Source organism: Methylobacterium sp. D48H (assembly GCF_053345715.1).
Map to the genome: position 1 here is coordinate 89,994 of NZ_JBKFAP010000013.1, position 19,540 is coordinate 109,533.

At 72.8% G+C, this 19,540-nt stretch carries 16 protein-coding genes; 4 read left to right on the top strand and 12 right to left on the bottom strand.

Features of this window, described 5'->3' with window-relative positions; genetic code table 11:
• Window positions 1-137: 137 nt before the first annotated feature.
• From ACLBX8_RS20185 to ACLBX8_RS20235, 11 genes are all read right to left on the bottom strand, one after another.
• Window positions 138-923, bottom strand: coding sequence for a class II glutamine amidotransferase (locus tag ACLBX8_RS20185; RefSeq protein WP_020092374.1), 786 nt, complete (start codon window positions 921-923; stop codon window positions 138-140).
• 78 nt (window positions 924-1,001) lie between these two features.
• A complete protein-coding gene (locus ACLBX8_RS20190) occupies window positions 1,002-1,313 on the bottom strand; it encodes a hypothetical protein (protein WP_020092375.1) in 312 nt (103 codons plus the stop codon).
• A 1-nt stretch (window position 1,314) separates the two neighbouring features.
• On the bottom strand, window positions 1,315-1,974 hold the full coding sequence (locus ACLBX8_RS20195) for a cytochrome c oxidase subunit 3 (RefSeq protein ID WP_447715662.1): 660 nt from the start codon (window positions 1,972-1,974) through the stop codon (window positions 1,315-1,317).
• On the bottom strand, window positions 1,971-3,647 hold the full coding sequence (locus tag ACLBX8_RS20200) for a cytochrome c oxidase subunit I (RefSeq protein WP_447682746.1): 1,677 nt from the start codon (window positions 3,645-3,647) through the stop codon (window positions 1,971-1,973). Before ACLBX8_RS20200 ends, ACLBX8_RS20195 begins: the two co-directional genes overlap by 4 nt.
• A complete protein-coding gene (gene coxB / locus ACLBX8_RS20205; RefSeq protein ID WP_447715663.1) occupies window positions 3,644-4,633 on the bottom strand; it encodes a cytochrome c oxidase subunit II in 990 nt (329 codons plus the stop codon). The genes ACLBX8_RS20200 and coxB overlap by 4 nt, the downstream gene beginning before the upstream one ends.
• Entirely contained in the window at window positions 4,630-5,118 is a 489-nt protein-coding gene (locus ACLBX8_RS20210; protein ID WP_447700203.1) for a hypothetical protein, read from the bottom strand. The genes coxB and ACLBX8_RS20210 overlap by 4 nt, the downstream gene beginning before the upstream one ends.
• Window positions 5,115-6,176: a hypothetical protein gene (locus ACLBX8_RS20215; protein WP_447715664.1), complete on the bottom strand. Its 1,062-nt coding sequence runs from the start codon at window positions 6,174-6,176 to the stop codon at window positions 5,115-5,117. The genes ACLBX8_RS20210 and ACLBX8_RS20215 overlap by 4 nt, the downstream gene beginning before the upstream one ends.
• On the bottom strand, window positions 6,173-6,739 hold the full coding sequence (locus tag ACLBX8_RS20220; RefSeq protein WP_447700201.1) for a c-type cytochrome: 567 nt from the start codon (window positions 6,737-6,739) through the stop codon (window positions 6,173-6,175). Before ACLBX8_RS20220 ends, ACLBX8_RS20215 begins: the two co-directional genes overlap by 4 nt.
• The gene (locus tag ACLBX8_RS20225) at window positions 6,736-8,733 is read right to left on the bottom strand and encodes a quinol:electron acceptor oxidoreductase subunit ActD (RefSeq protein WP_447700200.1); all 1,998 of its coding nucleotides are present in this window, start codon (window positions 8,731-8,733) and stop codon (window positions 6,736-6,738) included. The genes ACLBX8_RS20220 and ACLBX8_RS20225 overlap by 4 nt, the downstream gene beginning before the upstream one ends.
• A 2-nt stretch (window positions 8,734-8,735) precedes the next feature.
• The gene (locus tag ACLBX8_RS20230) at window positions 8,736-11,708 is read right to left on the bottom strand and encodes a TAT-variant-translocated molybdopterin oxidoreductase (protein ID WP_447700199.1); all 2,973 of its coding nucleotides are present in this window, start codon (window positions 11,706-11,708) and stop codon (window positions 8,736-8,738) included.
• Window positions 11,705-12,364, bottom strand: a complete 660-nt coding sequence (locus ACLBX8_RS20235; RefSeq protein ID WP_020092384.1) for a cytochrome c3 family protein — start codon at window positions 12,362-12,364, stop codon at window positions 11,705-11,707. Before ACLBX8_RS20235 ends, ACLBX8_RS20230 begins: the two co-directional genes overlap by 4 nt.
• 354 nt (window positions 12,365-12,718) lie before the next feature.
• Here ACLBX8_RS20235 and ACLBX8_RS20240 point away from each other — a divergent pair, with 354 nt between their 5' ends.
• The 3 genes from ACLBX8_RS20240 (at window position 12,719) to ACLBX8_RS20250 (ending at window position 17,815) form a co-directional block, all read left to right on the top strand.
• On the top strand, window positions 12,719-15,304 hold the full coding sequence (locus ACLBX8_RS20240) for an ABC transporter ATP-binding protein (RefSeq protein ID WP_447715665.1): 2,586 nt from the start codon (window positions 12,719-12,721) through the stop codon (window positions 15,302-15,304).
• Between the two features lie 170 nt (window positions 15,305-15,474).
• Window positions 15,475-16,668 carry a L,D-transpeptidase family protein gene (locus tag ACLBX8_RS20245; RefSeq protein WP_020092386.1) on the top strand — a complete coding sequence of 398 codons (1,194 nt, stop codon included), beginning with the start codon at window positions 15,475-15,477 and terminating at the stop codon, window positions 16,666-16,668.
• Between the two features lie 205 nt (window positions 16,669-16,873).
• Window positions 16,874-17,815, top strand: coding sequence for an MBL fold metallo-hydrolase (locus tag ACLBX8_RS20250; protein WP_020092387.1), 942 nt, complete (start codon window positions 16,874-16,876; stop codon window positions 17,813-17,815).
• Between the two features lie 9 nt (window positions 17,816-17,824).
• Here the strand turns inward: ACLBX8_RS20250 and ACLBX8_RS20255 are convergent, their stop codons facing one another.
• Window positions 17,825-18,007, bottom strand: a complete 183-nt coding sequence (locus tag ACLBX8_RS20255; protein WP_020092388.1) for a hypothetical protein — start codon at window positions 18,005-18,007, stop codon at window positions 17,825-17,827.
• 271 nt (window positions 18,008-18,278) lie between these two features.
• Between ACLBX8_RS20255 and ACLBX8_RS20260 the strand changes: the two genes are divergently transcribed.
• Complete coding sequence (locus tag ACLBX8_RS20260) at window positions 18,279-19,517, top strand: complex I NDUFA9 subunit family protein (RefSeq protein WP_020092389.1); 1,239 nt, start codon at window positions 18,279-18,281, stop codon at window positions 19,515-19,517.
• The last annotated feature ends 23 nt before the right edge of the window (window positions 19,518-19,540 follow it).

Here is a 19,540-nt window from a genome sequence, read left to right on the forward strand (position 1 = left end):
GGCTCGACCTGTGGTCCGGAGCGGGTCGAGGCGGAGCGCTTGCCGGCTCGACCCGGTGCGGAAGTCCGGCCGATGCGCTCCTGTTACCGGAGTTCTAGCGCATCGGGCGCGGGCATGCACCCTCAGGCAAAACACACTTAAGCTAAGTTCGCCGGTCTCAACAGCCGGATCGCCCCGTCGCGCAGGGTCAGGACGTCGCCGCGGGCGAGATCGGTCCAGCACTCGTCCCGGGTCAGCGCCTGCGTGGCGATGACCGTCACCACGTCGTGCTCGGTGGTCTCCTGGGCGAAATCCACCTGCCAGTCCTCGTCGATCAGGGTGGCCTTCCCGAAGGGGGCGCAGCGGGTGAGGTAGCAGAGGCGCTTGCCGCAATGGGCGTAGAGGGTGCGGCTGTCGGTGAGCAGCATGTTGAACACGCCGAGCGCGTGCAGCTCGCCCGCGAGGTCGGCCACCGCCCGGTCGAGGGTCTCGGGGCGGGGCAGGGCGCGGAACCGGGCCTGGAGCCGGCCGAGCATCCAGCAGAAGGCGTGCTCGCTGTCAGTTGAGCCGATCGGCATGAAGCCGCCCAGCGGCAGCCGCTTCACGCCCTTAAGCTGACCGTTATGCGCGAAGGTCCAGCGGCGGCCCCACAATTCCCGGGAGAACGGGTGGGTGTTCTCCAGGCTGACCCGGCCGCGATTGGCCTTGCGGACATGGGCGACGACGATCCGGCTCTTGATCGGCATGTCGCGCAGGAGCCGGGCGAGCTGCGAGCGGGCGCTGGGCTCCGGCTCGTGGAAGCTGCGGCAGGTGCGGCCGTCGTAGAAGCTGATACCCCAGCCGTCGGCGTGCGGCCCGGTCTCGCCGCCGCGCCGGGCGAGGCCCGCGAAGGAGAAGCGGATGTCGGTCGGCACGTTGGCGCTCATGCCGAGCAGTTCGCACATCGTCTTTCAGCCGGGCCATGCGGGGAAGCGGCCCCGTTTAGGAGCGTTCGGCCGTCCCGACAACGGCTTTCGCGCGGGTCAGCGGGCGAGATAGTCGGTCAGCGTCATGCCGACCATGATGGCGACCCAGAAGAAGCCGAGCCCCGAGAACAGCCGGATCAGCGGCGGCTCGTGGATCACCTCCATGGAGACGAGGAGGATCAGCGCCACCATCACGGCGACGACCGCGAGCTCCACGATCCAGACCTGCGCGAAGGGGAGGGTGGCGCCCAGCGTCACGTTGACGGCGAGCAGGGCGAGCAGCGCCAGGAAGGTGAGGACGGGCGTGCGCAGGCGCTTCCGGAGCAGGGCGCGGTCGTCGGCGCTCAGGGTCGCGAGGGGGTTCCGCATCCTACCGGTTCACCACGTAGAGGATCGGGTAGGCGAGGATCCAGACCAGATCGATGAAGTGCCAGTACAGGCCGTAGACCTCGATCCAGTTCTGGTGCCGGGCGAGGAACCCGGCCCTGGCGGCCATCCACGTCATGCCGAGCAGGAGCGCGATGCCGGTGAACAGGTGCAGCGCGTGGAGCAGCGTCGCGACGTAGTAGAGGTTCACGAACAGCCGCGCCGCCGGCGTCTCGGCGAGAGCGAAGGGCCGGTCGCTGAGGAACGGCATCATGTGCTCGGCCCAGTCGGCGTAGTACTCGTAGCCCTTGAGCACGAGGAACAGGCCGCCCAAAGCCGCGGTCGCCAGCATCGCCCGGACCATGGCGCGCTGCCAGCCCATGCGCGAGAACTCGATCGCCATCGACATGGTCAGGCTGGAGCAGATCAGCACCACGGTGTTGGTGGCCCCGATCCAGAACTTCAGGTGCTTGGCCGCCGCGACCGTCGCCTCGGGGTGCTGGATCCGGGTGATCAGCGCCACCAGGAACAGGGCCGCGAACAGCAGGAGCTCGGTGATCAGCCACGCCCAGATGCCGAGCGTCGCCGCTTCGCGCTGCTGCGCCACGCTCTCGAAATGGTGGGCGCGGGCGACCCCGACGCCGTCGGCGAGGGGCTCGCTCATCCGTGCTGGTCCCGGGCTTCCTGGGCCTGGATCGGGTAGTCGTAGGGGATCCGCGGCACCTCCGGCGGGGACAGGAAATTGTGCGTCGGCGGCGGGGACGACGTCTCCCACTCGAGCCCCTTCGCGTTCCACGGGTTGGCGGGCGCCTTCCGCCCGAACCACAGGGAGTAGACGAGGTAGAGCATCGGGAAGAGGTAGCCCGCCGCCAGGATCGTGGCGCCGGCCGAGGACAGGACGTTCAGGAGCTGGAACTCGGCCGGGTAGGTCGCGTAGCGCCGCGGCATCCCCAGATAGCCGAGGATGAACTGCGGGAAGAAGGTCACGTTGAAGCCGAGGAAGATCAGCAGCGCCGAGACCCGCCCCCAGGGCTCGCTGTACATGCGGCCGGTGAATTTCGGCCACCAGAAATGCAGGCCGCCGAGGAAGGCCAGCACCGTGCCGCCGACCATGATGTAGTGGAAGTGCGCGACCACGAAGTAGGTCGCGTGGATGTGCTGGTTGATGGCGAGCGTCGCGAGGTAGAGCCCGGTGAGCCCACCGAGCACGAACAGGCCGATATAGCCCATCGCGTAGAGCATCGGCGTGTCGAGGCGCAGCGCGCCCTTATGGATCGTGGCGGTCCAGTTGTAGACCTTCACGGCCGAGGGCACCGCGACCGCGAAGGACAGGGCCGAGAACACCAGCGAGGCCAGGTCGCTCTGGCCGTTGACGAACATGTGATGGCCCCACACGAAGAAGGTCACCGAGGCCAGCCCGATCGAGGCGTAGGCGACGAAGCGGTAGCCGAACAGCTTCTTCTGCGCGAAGGCCGGGACGATCTCGGAGATCACCCCCATGCCGGGCAGGACCATGATGTAGACGGCCGGGTGCGAGTAGAACCAGAACAGGTGCTGGAACAGCACCGGGTCGCCGCCGTAGGCCGGGTCGAACACGCCGATGTGGAAGGCACGCTCCGCGATCAGCAGGATCAGCGCGGTGGTGATGACGGGGGTGGCCAGCAGGAAGATCAGGCTCGTGGCGTAGTGCGACCAGACGAAGATCGGCAGCTTGAACCACGTCATGCCGGGAGCCCGCATGGTGTGGATCGTGACCACGAAATTGAGCCCGGTCAGGATCGACGAGAAGCCCACGATCGTGACGCCGATCAGCGCCGGCAGCACCCAGGTGTTCGAGAAGGCGGTGGAGAGCGGCGCGTAGAAGGTCCAGCCGGTGTCGACGCCGCCGAGCACCACCGAGACCAGGGTGAACAGGGCGCCGGCCATGAACACGTACCAGCTCGTCAGGTTGAGCTTCGGGAAGGCGAGGTCCTTGGCCCCGATCATCAGCGGGATCAGGAAGTTGCCGAAGGTCGCGGGGATCGACGGGATCAGGAAGAACCAGACCATCACCACCCCGTGGATGGTGAAGGCCTTGTTGTAGGTGTCGTTGGTCATGATCGCGCCGTTCGGCACGACGAGCGCGAGGCGCACCACGCCGGCCGCCAGGGCCCCGATCACGAAGAAGCCGGTGATCGAGGCGAGGTAGAGGATCGCGATGCGCTTGTGATCGGTGGTGAGGAACCACGAGCGCAGGGTCGATTGCGCGTGCAGGTAGTCGGATTTTCGCCCGATCGTGGATTCCGGGGCGTGGGGTTCCCGGCGGGCGGTGCCGCCGACGCTGCCCGATGCGCTCATCGTGTCGCTCCCGGCAGCGTCGCGTCCGCGGCCTTGCCGGAGGCCGGACCCGCGTAGGATTTCAGGAAATCGATCAGCGTGCCGAGTTCGTCCGCCGGGATCCGGCCGGCGAAGCTCGGCATCACCTGCTTGCCACCGCCGGCGAGCCGGTCACCGTTCGGGTTCAGGATCTTCTCGCGCAGCCACGCGTCGTCGGCGGTGACGGTGCGCCCGTCCGCGAGCTTGACTTGGCTGCCGTAGAGGCCCGCGAGGCTCGGCGCCTTCACGGACGAACCGGGGTCGTGGCAGCCGGCGCAGCCATAGGCCTCGTAGAGCGCCCGGCCCGCCGCGACCTTGCCCTGCTGCGCGCCGGCGTGGGTCAGCCAGTCCTGGTAGTCGCCGGGATTCATGAAGGTGACCTCGCCGCCCATCACGGAATGGTCGGTGCCGCAATATTCCGAGCAGTAGAGATGGTAGGTGCCGGTCTTCTCGGCCTTGAACCACAGGTCGGTGTAGCGGTCGGGCAGGGCCGCCACCTGCATCCGCACGGCCGGCAGGTAGAGGGCGTGGATCACGTCCTGGCTGATGATGTGCAGCCGGATCGGCTGGCCGATCGGCAGGTGCAGGTTGTTGATCTCGGACTGGCCCGTCGGGTGCTGGAACTTCCACATCCACTGCCGGCCGATCACCTCGACCACCATGGCGTCGGGGGGCGGGTTCTTCGACTCGACGAACAGCCGGGCGCCCCAGACGAAGAAGATCAGCGTCAGCAGGAACGGGATCAGCATCCAGCTGATCTCGATGAGGTTGGACCGGATGCCCGAGGGGCTCCGGTCCGCCTCGGAGCCCTCGCGGTAGCCCAGGGCGAAGTAGGTGATCGCCACGAAGACCGGCACGGTCAGCAGCAGCGTCAGCACCGTGAAGGCCAGGATCAGCCAATCGGTCTCGATCGCCGTGGCGGAGACCGCGGCGGGCCAGAGCTGGAGGGAATCGTGGCTCGGCGTCATCGCGCAGCGGGCTCCGCCGGTTCGAGGGAGCGGCCGACGGTCAGGTCCATGGCGCGCCCGATCGGGATGCGGGCGCGGGTGCGGGCCTCGTCCCGGTAGCCGTAGCCGGAGAGGCGCGCCGCGGTCTCGGCCCGCTCGCGGTCGAGGTCGGCGTAGGGGTCGGCCTGCAGGTTCGGCGGCGGCGGCGCCAGCCGCGTCGTCTGCTGCGGCGTCAGGGCGGGCAGCGCCCGGCGCTGGCTCGCCGCGAAGGTGCCCATCAGCCAGACCATCGCGCCGACGACCGCCAGCGCCGCGAGCGCGAGGCCCGCCATCACCAGCACGGTGTTGCGGACGTTGACGTCGCGCGTCTCGTGCCCGGGATCGTCGGGATGGCGCTGCGTGTTGGCCGCCGGGCGCGGCGGCCGCCCGTTCAGGAGGCCGCTGCCGCGCAGGGTCAGCCCCGCGAGGATCGCCGGGATCAGGCCGGTGGGTCCGTCCGCGCTCATGCCGGCCTCCCGGCGCGGCGGGCCGCGGAGGCCGCGCGGTTGGCGCGCGGACGCATCAGCGGGCGCAAAGCGGCCGCGAGGCAGGCCACGGCGCCGGCGGCCAGCACGTCGCTCGGCCGGAGGACGAAGCGGTCGCGCACCGCCGGGGTGATCAGCCAGAACATCTCCAGGGCGTGGACGGCGAGCGCCGCGCCGGCCAGGATCCGGGTGGTCGGGCGGCCCGGCCGCAGGGTCGCGAGACCGGCCAGGACCACGACCGCGCCGGCCACGATCGCCAGGGCCCGCCCGACCCAGCCGCCGCGGGCGAGGTACCACGCCACCTCGGGCGGCAGGTTGGCCGACCAGACGATCAGGAACTGCACGAAGTGCATGTAGGCCCAGAGGCCGAGGAGGACGACGAGCGGGACGAGCCGGCCCCGGCCGGGGGCCGTGCGGCCGCGCCCCACGGGCTCCGGCTCCTCCCAGGCCAGCAGGATCGCCGCCGCGAAGGCGAGGCCGCTCCACGCCGTCATCACCAGGAGACCCAGGAGGGTGGAGTCGAGCCGCGGATCCAGGGAGGCGACGACGTCGGTGACGAACAGCGTGCCGATGACCGCGTGCAGCCCCACCGCCGGCACGGTCCGCCCCTCGCCGGGCGCGTCGAACGGCCTGGCGAACCGCAGCGCCAGCCAGGTCCAGGCCGCGAGGTAGGCGATGACCCGGACCGCGAAGAACGGCACCGTGAACCACAGGGCGGCCAGCGGCGTGCGCGCCGGGGCGCTCACCCACGGATAGAGCAGCGACGCGGCGGCCAGCAGCGGCAGCGCCAGCGCGGCCGCGACCGGCATCAGAGCCGTCAGCCGGCGCAGGCCCGCCAGCATCTCGATGCCGCCGCGCTCGCGGACCCGCTTGCCGAAGCGCTCGGCCACGATGACCACCGGCAGGGCACCGACCGGCAGAGCGAGGAGGACCAGCCACGCCGCGAGATACGAGGCCGCGGCTCCGCGCCAGCCGCCCGCGATCAGGCAGACGGCCAGGAGGACGAGGCCGGCGAGGCCGAGCAGGGCGGGGCGCCTCACCGCGTCGCCTCCAGCCGCGCGCGATCCGCCTCGGGCAGGCTCGCCACAGGGGCGTCCTGGCTCAACTGGAGGGCGCGGACGTAGGCGACGATCGCCCAGCGGTCGGCGGAGGGGATCATCTGGGCCATGCCGAACATCGCCTTCCGGCCGTTCGAGATGGCGTCGTACAGGTCGGACGCGGAGGCCGCGCGCACCGGCCCGGCGGTGAGGTCGCCGGCGGACGGGAAGCCCCGGGCCACGATCATCCCGGCGCCGCGGCCGTCCTGCCCGTGGCAGGGGGTGCAGAACACGCCGTAGCGCTCGCGGCCCTGGTCGAGCAGCGCCCGGCTGATCGCCTGCGGCTGCGGCGCCGCGCGGGCCGGATCGATCCGCGGCACGGTCCCGGCCACCGGCTGGCGCATCGTGATCTCGCGGGGGAAGAACGGGTTCTTGTCCCAGGTCTTGGCCCGGGCCTGATCGGCCATGTCGGCCTCGCCGCAGGCGGCGAGCGGCGCGAGGGTCAGGCAGGCGAGGAGGGCGCGTGGCCCGGCGCGGCGGGCGGTGCGGCGGACGGCGCGCCTCATCGCGGGATCCGCCGGATCTCGAGGGGGCGCCCGGCCTCGGCCGGCAGGGAGGCGAGCCGCCGCTCGATCCGCGCCGCGTCGAACCGGTCGCCCCGCGCCTCGGCGGAGAGGAAGAACCGGTCCTCCGAGGCGCGCAGGAAGCCCGGGATGTTGAAGGCCGGATGGTTCAGCCGGGGCAGGCGGTTGAGCACGAGGAGCGCGAGGTGGATCGCCACGCAGCCCGCCATCATCGCGAAGGAGACGCTCGGGACCACGAAGGACGGCCAGGACAGGCGCGGGCGGCCGCCGATCAGGAACACGTAGTCGTAGGCCGTGGCGTAGACGCACAGCGCGAAGAAGCCGAAGCCACCGAGCAGGGCCCCGGCGAGGGCGTAGGGCAGGATCGAGCGCCCCTCCAGGCCCAGGGGCCGCAGGGTGCGGGGCATCGGCACCGGTCCGTGCCCGTCGAGATGGACGTGGTCCGGGCCGATCCCGGAGACCGCCTGGAGGGCGGCAGCGAGGTCGCCCTGGCTCGCGAAGGTAGCCGACACGCCCCACAGGGGCGCGGTGACCGGGTTCTCCTCGGGGCGACCCGTGGCCCCGGACGCGGCCGCGCGGGCGGCCTCCTGCGCGGCCGGCGACGCCGTCAGGGCGAGGCGGCGGCTCTCGACGATCGAGACGGCCGGCAGGTAGCGCAGGAACAGGAGCAGCAGGGTCAGGAACAGCCCGGTCGAGCCCGCGAAGGTGGCGATGCCCCAGATGTCGGTCGTGTAGGGCAGCCTCGAGGAGGGCAGGAAGTCCTGCGTCAGGGTGACGACCAGGACCATGACGTGGTCGGCGTAGGCACCGATCGCCACGAGGAGCCCCACCGCCGCGATCGCCGGCGGCGCCGTGCGGGCGCGGGCCGACCACAGGATCTGCGCGGGCAGGACGAGGCACAGGACCGCCGTCCAGGACACCAGGGCGTGGTCGCCGGTCATGCGCCGGACCAGGACGCCGCGCCCCTCGGCGTCGCCGTTGAGGAAGGTGTCGAAGTACTCGGCCGCGTAGCAGTAGGCGCTGGCGCAGCCGAGGCAGAGCAGCAGCCGCCCGAGGACGTCGAGATGGCGGTCCGTCACCAGGGCGTCGAGGCCGTAGACGAGGCGGATCAGCATCACGGTCACCGCCGTGACGCCGACGCCCGAATAGACCGCGTTGACCAGGAAGCTCACCGGCAGCAGCGTGCTGTGCCAGCCGGGCATCAGCGAGCCCGCCAGCATGACCGAGGCCCCGGTCTGGACCGAGACCACCAGCAGCACGCCGAGGAGCGCCACCGTCCGGTAGGCCTGGACCCAGATCTGCCAGTGGGCCGCCGAGCCGCGCCAGCCCGAGGCGAGGATGCCGTAGACCTGCGCGCGCAGGAGGGCGAGCTTGCGGGTCGGCGCCTTCGCGTCGAACTGGCGGAGCGCCTCGACGTGGGCCCGGTCGCGCAGCGTCGCGAGGTCCGGCAGCAGGCCGATGAACCAGAGGCTGACGCAGATCACCAGGAACGACACGATGTCGATCGCGTCCCACAGGAGCGGCGAGCGGAACTGCGGCCAGAGATCGTAGGTGTTGGGGTAGGGCAGGTTCCAGAAGAAGAACCAGGGCCGCCCGAGATGGATGATCGGGTAGAGGCCGGCGGCCGCGGTGGCGAGCAGCGCCAGGGTCTCGGCGACGCGGTTCACCGCCCCGCGCCACTCCGCGCCGAGCAGGAGCAGGATCGCCGAGACCAGCAGGCTGCCGGAGGCGACGCCGATCCACCAGTCGTAGCTCGCGATGTCCAGCGCCCAGACGACGGCGTTGTTGTTCGCCCAGATGCCGGGGCCGGCGTAGAGCAGGTAGCCGAGGGTGAGGACGAACAGGCCGAGGAGCGAGGCCGCCCCCGCGAAGGCGATCCACCAGCGGCGGTTACCGGGATGCGTCAGCGGGATCTCCGCGACCGCGCCGCCGATGTCCTCGAGGGTCGCGTCGGGCCGGATCAGGGCGCCGGACATGCTCAGCCCTCCCGTCCGTTGGGATCGGCGGCCGGGGCGAGCCCGGCGAGGTAAGTGGTGCGCGGCCGCGTGTTGAGATGCCCGAGGAGCGCGTATTCCCGCGTGTCCCGGCGGGCGGCCGAGACCTGGCTCCCCGGGTCGGCAACGTTGCCGAAGGTGATCGCCCGGGTCGGGCAGGCGTCCTGGCAGGCGGTCTCGACGCTCCCGTCGGGGATCGGCGCGTGGGCGTCCTTGGCCGAGGTGATCCGCGCCGCCGTGATCCGCTGGATGCAGTAAGTGCACTTCTCCATCACGCCGCGGGACCGGACCGTGACCTCGGGGTTGCGCTGCTGCTGCTCCACCGGGGTCGTGCCGCCGGTATAGTCGCGGTAGTTGAAGCGCCGGACCTTGTAGGGGCAGTAGCTCTGGCAGGTCCGGGTGCCGACGCAGCGGTTGTAGACCTGCAGGTTCAGGCCCTCGCTGTCGTGGAGCGTCGCCTCGACGGGGCAGCCGAGCTCGCAGGGCGCCTGCTCGCAATGCATGCAGGGCACCGGCTGGAAATGCGTGGTCGGGGCGTCGAGGCCGCCCGCGTAGTAGCGGTCGACCCGCAGCCAGCCCATCCAGCGGCCGAGCGCGACCTCCTCGCGCCCGACCACCGGGATGTTGTTCTCCGCCTGGCAGGCGGTGACGCAGGCGTTGCAGCCGATGCAGGCGTCGAGGTCGATGGCCATGCCCCACTGCGCGGCGACCCAGCGGTCCTGGCTCTCCGGGGGCGGGTAGAACGAGGCGGGGGTCGGCGCACCCTTCGGGTCGCCCGCGGGCGCGGCGCCGAGCGCCTGGACGCGCACGAGGTCCTGCCCCTCCATCGTGCCGAGATGCTGGGTGGTCACCGGCTTGCGCACGCGGCCGGTCTTCGTCAGCCGTGCGCCGACGAGGCGCCAGGTCGAACCGGCCGGGCGCAGGGGCGCGGAATCGTAGCCGAGGCCGCGGGCGAGGTGGTCCGGCACGTCGCGGCCGTAGCCCAGGGTGAGGGTGACGGTGTCGGCGGCCTGGCCGGGCAGGATCCAGGCCGGCCCCTCGACCGCGCGGCCGCCGGCCTCGACCCGCAGGATGTCGCCGGTCGCGATGCCCGCGCGCTCGGCGAGGCGCGGGCTCACCGCGACCACGTTCTCCCAGACCACCTTGGTCAGCGGCTTCGGGAGTTCCTGCAGCCACGCGAGGTCGGCGTGGGTGCCGTCCCAGATCGTCGGATCGGGCCGGAACAGCACCTCGACCTCGCCGGCGGACGCGGGAGATGGAGCGACCGCGGGGGCCGCCGCCTGCGTCAGCGCGACGGTCTCGGCCGGGCGCGCGCTGCCCGCCCAGAAGCCGAGGCGCAGGGCCTCGGTGAAGCGGGCCTCGAAGGCCGCGTCGTCCTCGCCGGCGCTGCGCGCCCCCGCCTTGAGAAGGTCGAGGGCGTCCTGGCCGCTCTCCCCGCCCTCGCCGCCGGCCAGGAAGGCCAGCATCTCCGAGGGCGTCCGACCGTTGTAGAGGGGCGCGACGGTCGGCTGGATCAGCCCCACGGTCCCGTCGAGGGACCGGATGTCGCCCCAGGATTCCAGCGGGTGGGCGGCGGGCAGGTGCCAGTCGGCGTGCGCGCCGGTCTCGTCGTAGTAGAGTCCCGCGTGGATCTTGAGCGGGACGCGCGCCATCCGGGCGGCGAAATCGAGGGCGCCCGGCGCCTCGTAGACCGGGTTGGCGCCGAGCACGACGAGCGCCTTGACGGCACCCTGATCCATGGCCTCCGCGAGCTCTGCCAGGGTCCCGGCGCCGGTCTCCTCCGCGGGCGCGGTGTGGACCAGGGTCGCCCCGGTGTTGCCGAGGGCGGCGTTGAGGCGGTGGACCAGCGCGTGCAGTTCCGGGCTCGCGGTCAGGCCGGCGGTGACGATGCCGCTTCCCCGGGCCTCGGCGAGCGCCGTGCCGGCACCCCGCGTCCAGCGCGCGACGGGGTCGTCGCCCGCCGGCGCCGCGCCGCCGGCGGCCAGGGCGAGGAGGTCCCGGGCGAGGTCCTCCAGCCGGCCGGCCGGGACCGCGAGACCGTAATCCGCCTTGGCGCTGGTCAGCGTCGGCGTCGGCGCCGCCGCGTGGAGGGTGAGGAGGCGCCCCTCCGCGTAGGCCGCGCGCCGCGCCTCACTCCAGCGCCGCGCCAGGCCGACCTGGCCGGGCCCGAGGTCCAGGAAATCGCCGTCCAGCGCCACGATGGTGCGGGCGCGGCCGAAATCCGGGATGGTCTCCAGCGGCCGGCCGTAGGCCTGGCGGGCGCCCTCGTAGATCCCGCCGCGGCCGGCCCCGGCGCCGGTGTACCAGCGCAGAGCCGGGTAGGCGGCCCGCAGCCGCGCGATCTGGGCCGCCACGCCGGGCGACGTCACCGGGCCGGTGAGCAGGGCGAGACCCTCGCCCCGGCTCTCGCGCCAGCCCGGCATCCGCGCTTGGAGATCCGCCCGGAACGCCGGCCAGGAGCTCGGCCGGCCGAGATGCTGCACCGCCTGGGAGCGGAACGGGTCGTAGAGCCCGAGGACCGAGGCCTGGGCCAGCACGTCGGTGCCGCCGCGGCTCCAGGGATGCTCGGGGTTGCCCTCGATCTTCAGGGGGCGGCCGTTGCGGGTGGTGACCAGGACGCCGTTGCCGAAGCCGTCGAACACCGCCGAGGAGGCGTAGGACAGGTCCGTGCCGGGCACGATCCGCTCGGGCTGGTTGACGTAGGGCACCTCGTAGTCGCGGCCGCTGCCCCCGCCGCAGGCGGTGAGGCCGCCCAGCGCGAAGGAGGCGGCCATGAGCTTCAGGAAGCCGCGCCGCTCCGGGGCAGCGGCGAGCCGGGACGCCGACGGGAACTCGGCCGCCAGGTAGGCGCGGAACTCGGGGCTGTCGGCCACGGCGTCGAGGCTGCGCCAGAAGCGCGGTCCGTCGCCGCCGGCGAGTTTTTCGCGCAGGGCCGCGATGTCGGGGGCGCCGGTCATCGGTGGCAGATCCCGCATTCGGTCAGCCGCTCCCCGCCGCGGATATGGTACTGGGCCACGAGCTTCGGGCCCAGACTCGCCTGATCGGCCGGCGGCTTCCAGGTCATGTTCCAGACCTGATCCGGCGTGCGGACGTATTTCTCCGGGGCCCGGTGGCAATCGAGGCAGAACTGCATCTCGAAGGCGTTGGCCCGGTAGGTCATCTGCATCGACGTGACGTCGCCGTGGCAGGTCGAGCAGCCGATCCCCTTCGTCACGTGGACGGAGTGGTTGTAGTAGACGTATTGCGGCAGCTTGTTCAGCCGCTTCCATTCCAGCGGCTTGTCCTGCGCGTAGCTGTCGCGCACCGGCTTGAGCATCTCGGAGCCGGTCCAGATCTGCGAGTGGCAGGTCATGCAGGTGTGCGTCGGCGGGATGCCGGCGGTGGCCTCCCGGTCGACCGTGGTGTGGCAGTAGCGGCACTGGATGCCGAGCTCGCCGGAATGGTGCTTGTGGCTGAACGGCAGCGGCTGGGCCGGCGCGATCCCGACGCCCGTGACGTAGTTCGAGCGCACGATCCCGGCCGCCAGGACCGGGACGCCCACTAGGCAGGCCACGCCGGTCATCAGCGCGAGGCGGTAGAGCGCGTCGGCGCCGGGAGTGAACAGCTGCGCCATCAGGCCGTCCCGGACGTCGAGCCGGCCGTGCCGTGCCCTTCGGTCTGCTCAGCCCCTCGCCGCACGCGTCACCCCATCCTCTGGTCCCGCCCGAGATCGGCTGCGCCGGCACGCCCACGCGATGCGGTCCGGGCGGACGCGGCGACCGGACCTCGCGGCACGCTCCGGATCGCGCCGCGTGCAGGGAATCGAACCTAGAGCGCTTCCAGACCAGGGCTAGAACTTGGATCAGTCCGGCCGACATGTCGCACGGGGCCGGGCCGCGCCGGCCGCCCTTTCCGCCGCGGCCCCGAAGGCCTATGCCGCGGACGGCGGCGGACCGCGGCGGACCCGCCCGATGCTGTCCGGAGACGCATGGAATCCGATCCTCTCCTCCTGACGTGGCGCGCCGCGCGGCCGCAGCACACCGTCGCGGCGGCCCTCGCGGTCGGGGTCGGCGCGCCGCTCTGCGCGCTCGCGCTCCTGTGCCTGCGCGACCTGATCGCGGTCCTGCCGCGCGACGAGGCGCCGGTCCTCCCGTTCCTGCGCGTGGCGGCGGAGCTCCCGGGCCGGGAACTGGTGCTCGTCCCCGGCATCCCGATGCGCCCCGCCGAACTCGAACTCACGGCCTTCCTGTGCATCGCGGTCTGCGCGCTGGCGCTGGCGGGGGTCGGCTGGTTCGTGGCGCGCCTGTGCTTCAAGGCGCAGAACAGGGCCGGGGACGCCGTCCGCGAGGGCGTGCTGCAGGCGATCCTCGACGCCCCCGCGGGCGCCCGGGACGAGGCGCGCGGCCTCACCCGGATCGTCGGCGAGGTGCTGGCCCGGGCCGACCGCCTGCTGGCCGCCGGCATCGTGCTGCCGGCGATGACCCTCGCGGCCCTGATCCTGGCCCTCGGCTTCGCGGCGCTCGCCGCGCCCAGGCTGGTCCCCGCGGCGGTGATCGGCCTCGCGGCGATCGGCCTCGCCTACGGGCTGGTGCTCGAGCGCGCGCGCGACCGGCACGATCTGCGCCTGCGCTCGAGCGCGCGCGCCGAGGAGAGCCTGAACGACCTCGTCCGGCGGCTGCCCGCCGTGCGCAACCACGGCGCGGCGGCCATCGAGCGCCGCCGGATCGCCGCCCGCGTCGCCGCGATGCGGGCCAATGTCGGGCGCGCCGAGGCGCGGCTGGCCTATGCCCGGGCGCCGGCCCTGGCCCTGGCGGTGATCCTTCCGGCGATCGCCGCCGGCACCGCGCTGTGGCGCTCGGGACCGGGCCAGCCGCCCGCGGCCCCGGTGGATCCGGCCGCCCTCGTGGCGGCCGTGGGCGCCTTCGGGCTCGCCGGCTGGCTCGCGGCGATCTGCGCGCGTCTCTGGATGGTCCGCAGGTCGGTGCGCCCGCGGCTGCGCGACCTCGCCCGCACCATCGCGGCCCTCGAGGGGCGGCGGGCCCGGGCCGCCCGCAGCGGCGCCGCCGCCCTGCCGCTGCCCCGGTCCGGAATCCTGGCCACCGAGGGCGTCGGCGCCTTCGATCCGGCCACGGGCGAGCGCCTGACCGGCGTCGACGTGGCCGTGTCGATGCCGGGGCACGTGGCGATCACGGGCAGCCGCGGCAGCGGCGCCCGCGCGCTCGCGGCGGTGCTGGCCGGCCAGGTCGAGCCGACGGCCGGCGCCGTCACCTACGCGGGCACGGACCTGCGCGACTTCGACGCCGCCGAGCGCGCCCGGCGGATCGCCTTCACGTCGGGCGAGGCGATCCTGATGGAGGGCTCCCTCCGGCAGAACCTGCTCTACGGCACCGATCCGGCAACCGCGCCCGACGACATCGCGCTGATCGGGATCAGCCGGCTCTCCGGCCTCGACGGCTTCGTGTACGCCCGCGGGCTGACCGGGCGGCTCGACCCGGCCGCCCAGCCGCGGCTCGCCGCCGCGATCGTCGCCGCGCGCCGCACCATGCGGGTGGCGCTGGCCGCCAAGGGCGCCGAGCGCCTCGTCGAGCCCTTCGACCCCGACCGCTACAACAACCAGGCGAGCATCGGCGAGAACATCCTGTTCGGCGAGCCGGTGGGCGGCACCTTCGCGCCCCTGCGCTTCGCCCGCCACCCCTACCTGCGGGCGGTCCTGGAGGCCGAGGGGCTGGTCCGGCCGCTCACCGAGATCGGCCTGTCGGTGGCCCGCAGCACGGTGGAGATCTTCGCCGACCTGCCCAACGACCACCCCCTGTTCGACGCCTACTCGCTGTTCCAGGCGGCCGAGCGGGGCTATTTCGAGGATCTCGTGGCGCGCCTGCCAGGCGCGGCGAGCCTGCGGCGGGGACCGGCGGGCCAGCGCGACCGCGCGCGGCTGATCGGCCTCGCGCTGCGCTACAACGAGTCCCGCCACCGCTTCGGCCTGATCGACGGCCCGTTCGAGGAGCGCCTCGTGCAGGCGCGCCGGTCCTTCGCCCGGATGCTGCCGGCCCACCTCGCCGGCGCGGTGGTCTTCCACGATCCCTCGCGGGTCAATCCGGCCGCGAGCCTGGAGGAGAACCTGCTGTTCGGCCGGATCAGCCTCGGCGAGGCCAATGCCGAGCCGCGGGTGCGCGAGCTGGTGCGCCGGGTGCTGGCCGACGAGGGCCTCGAGGCCTCGGTCTACGGCCTCGGCCTCGACAGCAAGGTCGAGATCCAGCCCAGCACCGGGGCGCTGGCGGACGGCGCGATCAACGCCCGCGAGCGGGTGGCGATCGAGCTGAGCCGGTGCCTCGCCCGCGACCCCGACATCCTCGTGGTGGCGGTCGCGATGGACGAGCGGAAGGCCGAGGGCGCGCGCGAGCGCCTCGCCCAGCTGCGGCAGGCGCGGGCCGGGCGCGGCCTCATCGTCTTCCTGTCCGAGACGGGCCTCGCCGAGTGCGCCGCGCCGTTCGACGCGGTGATCGCCGTGGAGAACAGCGCGGTCGTCGCGCCCGTGCCGGCGAATGTCGAGCGGGAGCCGGAACCCGCGGCCTGAGGGGAACCGGCGGCGGTGCCCGTCCGCGGGGGAGGCGGCGCCTCCGCGGGGCGACGGGCGGGGCGACGGGCGGACCGGACGCGCAGCCTCACGGCCGCCGCAATACTCCGTCAGGTCGCGAGGCCGCGCCCGTCCGGCAGCCATCCCGGCCGATCCAGCGCGGACGGTTCATGCCCCTGTCGACCTCGCTTCCCCTCGCCGCCGGCCTCGTTCTGCTGGCCCTCGCAGGCCCGGCCGCCGCGCAGGCGGGCAAGGCCGAGGCGCCGATTCCGGCCGCGACCCTCGCGCTGATGGCGCAGAAGGGCGTGACGGCCGCCTCGCCGGTCCTGTTCCGGGCCTACAAGAAGGAATCGGAGATCGAGGTCTGGAAGAAGGGCGCCGCGGGCTACGTCTACATCAAGACCTTCCCGATCTGCCGCTGGTCCGGCCAGCTCGGGCCCAAGCGCAAGACCGGCGACCGTCAGACCCCGGAGGGGTTCTACGCCGTGCCCCGGCGCCAGATGAACCCGAACTCACACTACTACCTGTCCTTCGACGTCGGCTACCCCAACGCCTACGACCGGGCCCATGGCGGCACCGGCTCCGCCGTGATGGTGCACGGGATCTGCTCGTCCATGGGCTGCTTCGCCATGACCAACGGCACGGTCGGCGAGATCTACGCCATCGCCCGGGACGCGCTGAACGGCGGGCAGGCGGCCTTCCAGTTCCAGTCCTACCCGTTCCGGATGACGGCCGAGAACATGGCCCGCCACCGGACCGATCCCAACATCGCCTTCTGGCGGGAGCTCAAGGCCGGCTCCGACCGGTTCGAGGCCAGCCGGGAGGAGCTGCAGGTCTCGGTCGTCGCGGGCCGGTACGCCTTCGCGCCCGCCCGGGATCCCGCCGTCGAGGCGGCCGTCACCACCCGCCGGGCGGTCGAGGAGGCGCGGATGGCCGCGCTCGCCGAGGCGGGCGAGCCGGCCGTGCGCACCACCTATTCCGACGGCGGGCAGAACGCCTTCTGGGCGGCCTACACGGCCCGGGGCGGCGCGGTGGGGGACATCAGCCGGCCGGAGGCCCTGGCCTTCGCCGGGCAGGAGGTGGTGGTCGTGCCCGGCCATCGCGTCCATCGCCCGGTGCCCGAGACGGTCTGGGCCGGCTGGGCCGCGCCCGGATCGGGCCTGTCGCCGCGGCAGATGGCGGGGTTCGTGCCGGTCTACGAGCGGGCGCCCGACCCGTTCGGGGCCCTGGTCGCGCCGCTCCCGACGCGGTACAGCGACGCACTCCCGTCCTGGCTGGCCGCGGGACTCGCCGGATCGGCGACCGGCCGCCCGATTCTGGCCGGGTCGCCGGCCGGTCTCCTGGCCGCCGCGGAGCCCCTCTGAGCATGCGAAGGCCCTTCGCGGCGGCCCGTGCGTGTGCGCGGACGCACATCACGACCGCGTGCGGCACACCAATTCATGATACGGCAGGGGATGAGCGGTACACCTGCTCCGTCGGCCTGCCGTATTCAAAGCTACCTTCCCGGAACGGCGACGGGGTTTCGATCATAAGTGATCGGGACCGACTGTCCGCGGATTCGTGATCGCCATGTCGAACAGTTCCGAGCCGACCATCCTGGCGGCCGACCAGGACCTCGCACTGCGCTTCTGGGGCGTCCGCGGCTCGACGCCCGTCAGCGGCCCGCAATACGCCGAGTTCGGCGGCAGCACGCCCTGCATCGAGGTGCGGTGCGGCCAGCGCATGTTCATCGTCGACGCGGGCTCGGGCATCTACAACCTCGGGCAGGGTCACCGGACCGATCTGCCCCAGGAAGTCGACCTGCTGTTCAGCCACCTGCATCTCGACCACACCGCGGGCCTGCCCTTCTTCAAGCCGGCGGTTCTCGATCCCGACCGGGTGATCAACACCTATTGCGGCAACCTCGGCGGCGAATCGGCCGGGCCGACCCTCGACCGCCTGTTCGCGCCGCCGCTCTTCCCGGTTACGCTCGACAAGCTGTGCTGCACCTTCCACCACCACGGCTTCGAGGCGGGTCAGACCCTGGCCTTCCCGGACGGCACGCGCGTCGCCACGATCCTGCTGAACCATCCGCAGGGATCGGTCGGCTACCGGTTCGAGCACGGCGGCCGACGCCTGTGCCTGATCAGCGACATCGAGCACAGCGACCCGTGGCCGGATCCGGAGCTCGCCGCCTTCGTCGCCGACGCCGACCTGATGGTCTACGACGGCATGTTCACCGACGGGGAATATCCGACCTGCCGGGGCTGGGGGCACTCGACCTGGCAGAAGGGCGTGGAGCTCGCCCGGAACGCCGGCGTGAAGGCGCTCGGGATCATCCACCTGCACCCGGCCCATTCCGACACGGCGCTGCGCGACATGGAGGCCGACCTCCAGGCCGAGATGCCGACGGCGTTCATCGCGCGCGAGCGCCAGAGCCTCATCGTCGGCGCCCCGCGGGCGGTCAGCGGCCGGCCGAGCGCGCGCCCGGCCGTGGCGCGGGAGATGCGCCGCCGAATCAAGGTCGCCTGAGGCCGGGCGTCAGACGGAGCGCCGTCGGCGCGTCCGGCTGTACCGGGCCCAGGTGAACAGCACGAACAGCGCGACGCCGATGATCAGGATGCTCCAGCCGTAGTTGCTGACGAGCTGCGCGTCGATCGGGTGGCCGACGTACCCGAGCGCCACCAGCAGACCGAGCACCGCGATCGCCGCGGAAACGAGCATCCCTACAATCATCGAAGTCCCCGGCGCGTCCCATCCGCGCGATTCGGCAGGGCCGTATGGTGGGGAAAAATGCACGGCGGCGGCACCCGTTCCAGCCCCGTGATCAGCCTCCCGCGAGCCGGCGCGCGGTCCCTCGGCCGCGATCATCCGCCCCGCGCTGTTCACCGGAATGGCGCGGCGGCGCATTCGGCGGCTCCCATCGCGCCGAAGTTAGGCTAAGTAGGCCGCCTGACGGCGCCCCGAGGCGCGCGAGGAGCTCGAGACGACGGCGATGAGCGGCCAAGACAACACGACGGCGTCCGCGACGGCGCACACCAGCGAGCAGACGCATTCCGCCGCCGCGCCGGGCCCCCTGCGCCCGCAGGACCAGCTCGTGACCATCTACGGCGGCTCCGGCTTCCTGGGCCGGCACGTGGTGCGGGCTCTGGCCAAGCGCGGCTACCGGATCCGCGTCGCGGTGCGCCGGCCGGACCTCGCGCTGTTCCTGCAGCCGCTCGGGAAGGTCAACCAGATCGTCGCCGTCCAGGCGAACCTGCGCTACCCGGACTCGGTGGCCCGGGCCGCCGAGCGGTCGGACGTGCTGATCAACCTCGTCGGCATCCTGCAGGAGACCGGCTCCCAGAGCTTCGCGCGGCTTCAGGTCGACGGGGCCGAGGCGATCGCCCGCGCCGCGGCGCGCCAGGGCGCCCGGATGATCCAGGTCTCGGCGATCGGCGCCGATCCGGCCTCGCCGTCGCTCTACGCGCGCACCAAGGCGGAGGGCGAGGCGCGGGTCTTCGCCGCCTGCCCGGACGCGGTCGTGTTCCGGCCCTCGCTGATCTTCGGGCCGGGTGACAGCTTCTTCAACCGCTTCGCCGGCCTCGCCCGGGCGCTCCCGGTCCTGCCGCTGGCCGGCGGCCAGTCCCGCTTCCAGCCGGCCTTCGTGGGCGACGTCGCCGAGGCGATCGCCCGCGCGGTCGACGGCACCCTGGCGCCCGGCAAGGTCTACGAGCTCGGCGGCCCGGAGGTGGGCACGCTGGAGCATTTCGTGCGCTACATGCTGAAGACGATCCGGCGGAAGCGGGTCGTCGTGGACCTGCCCGTGCCGGCGGCCAAGCTCCAGGCCCGCATGCTGGAGATCGCCGACACGCTGACCTTCGGCCTGCTGCCGGACTCGCTGAAGCTGACCCGCGATCAGGTCACGCTGCTCCAGAACGACAACGTCGTCTCGGAGGCCGCCAAGGCCGAGGGCCGGACCTTCGAGGGGATCGGGATCACGCCGACCGCCGCGGAGGCGGTGGTGCCGGGCTATCTCTGGACCTTCCGCAAGGCTGGCCAGTTCGCCACCGATCGCGACGAGGAAGTCCTGTCCGAGGTGCCCGACACGCTGGCGTCGCAGCCCCTGGCGGCCGGCTCGCAGCACCGGCCGAAGACCGCCTCCGGCCCGGCGATCGGCGCCGATGCCGGCAGCTCGCCGGGGGCCGGGCAGGGCAGCATGGGCGTGCGCTGGGGAACCCGGAACCCGGGCTAGGTGACGCTCCCCGCCCGGATCGC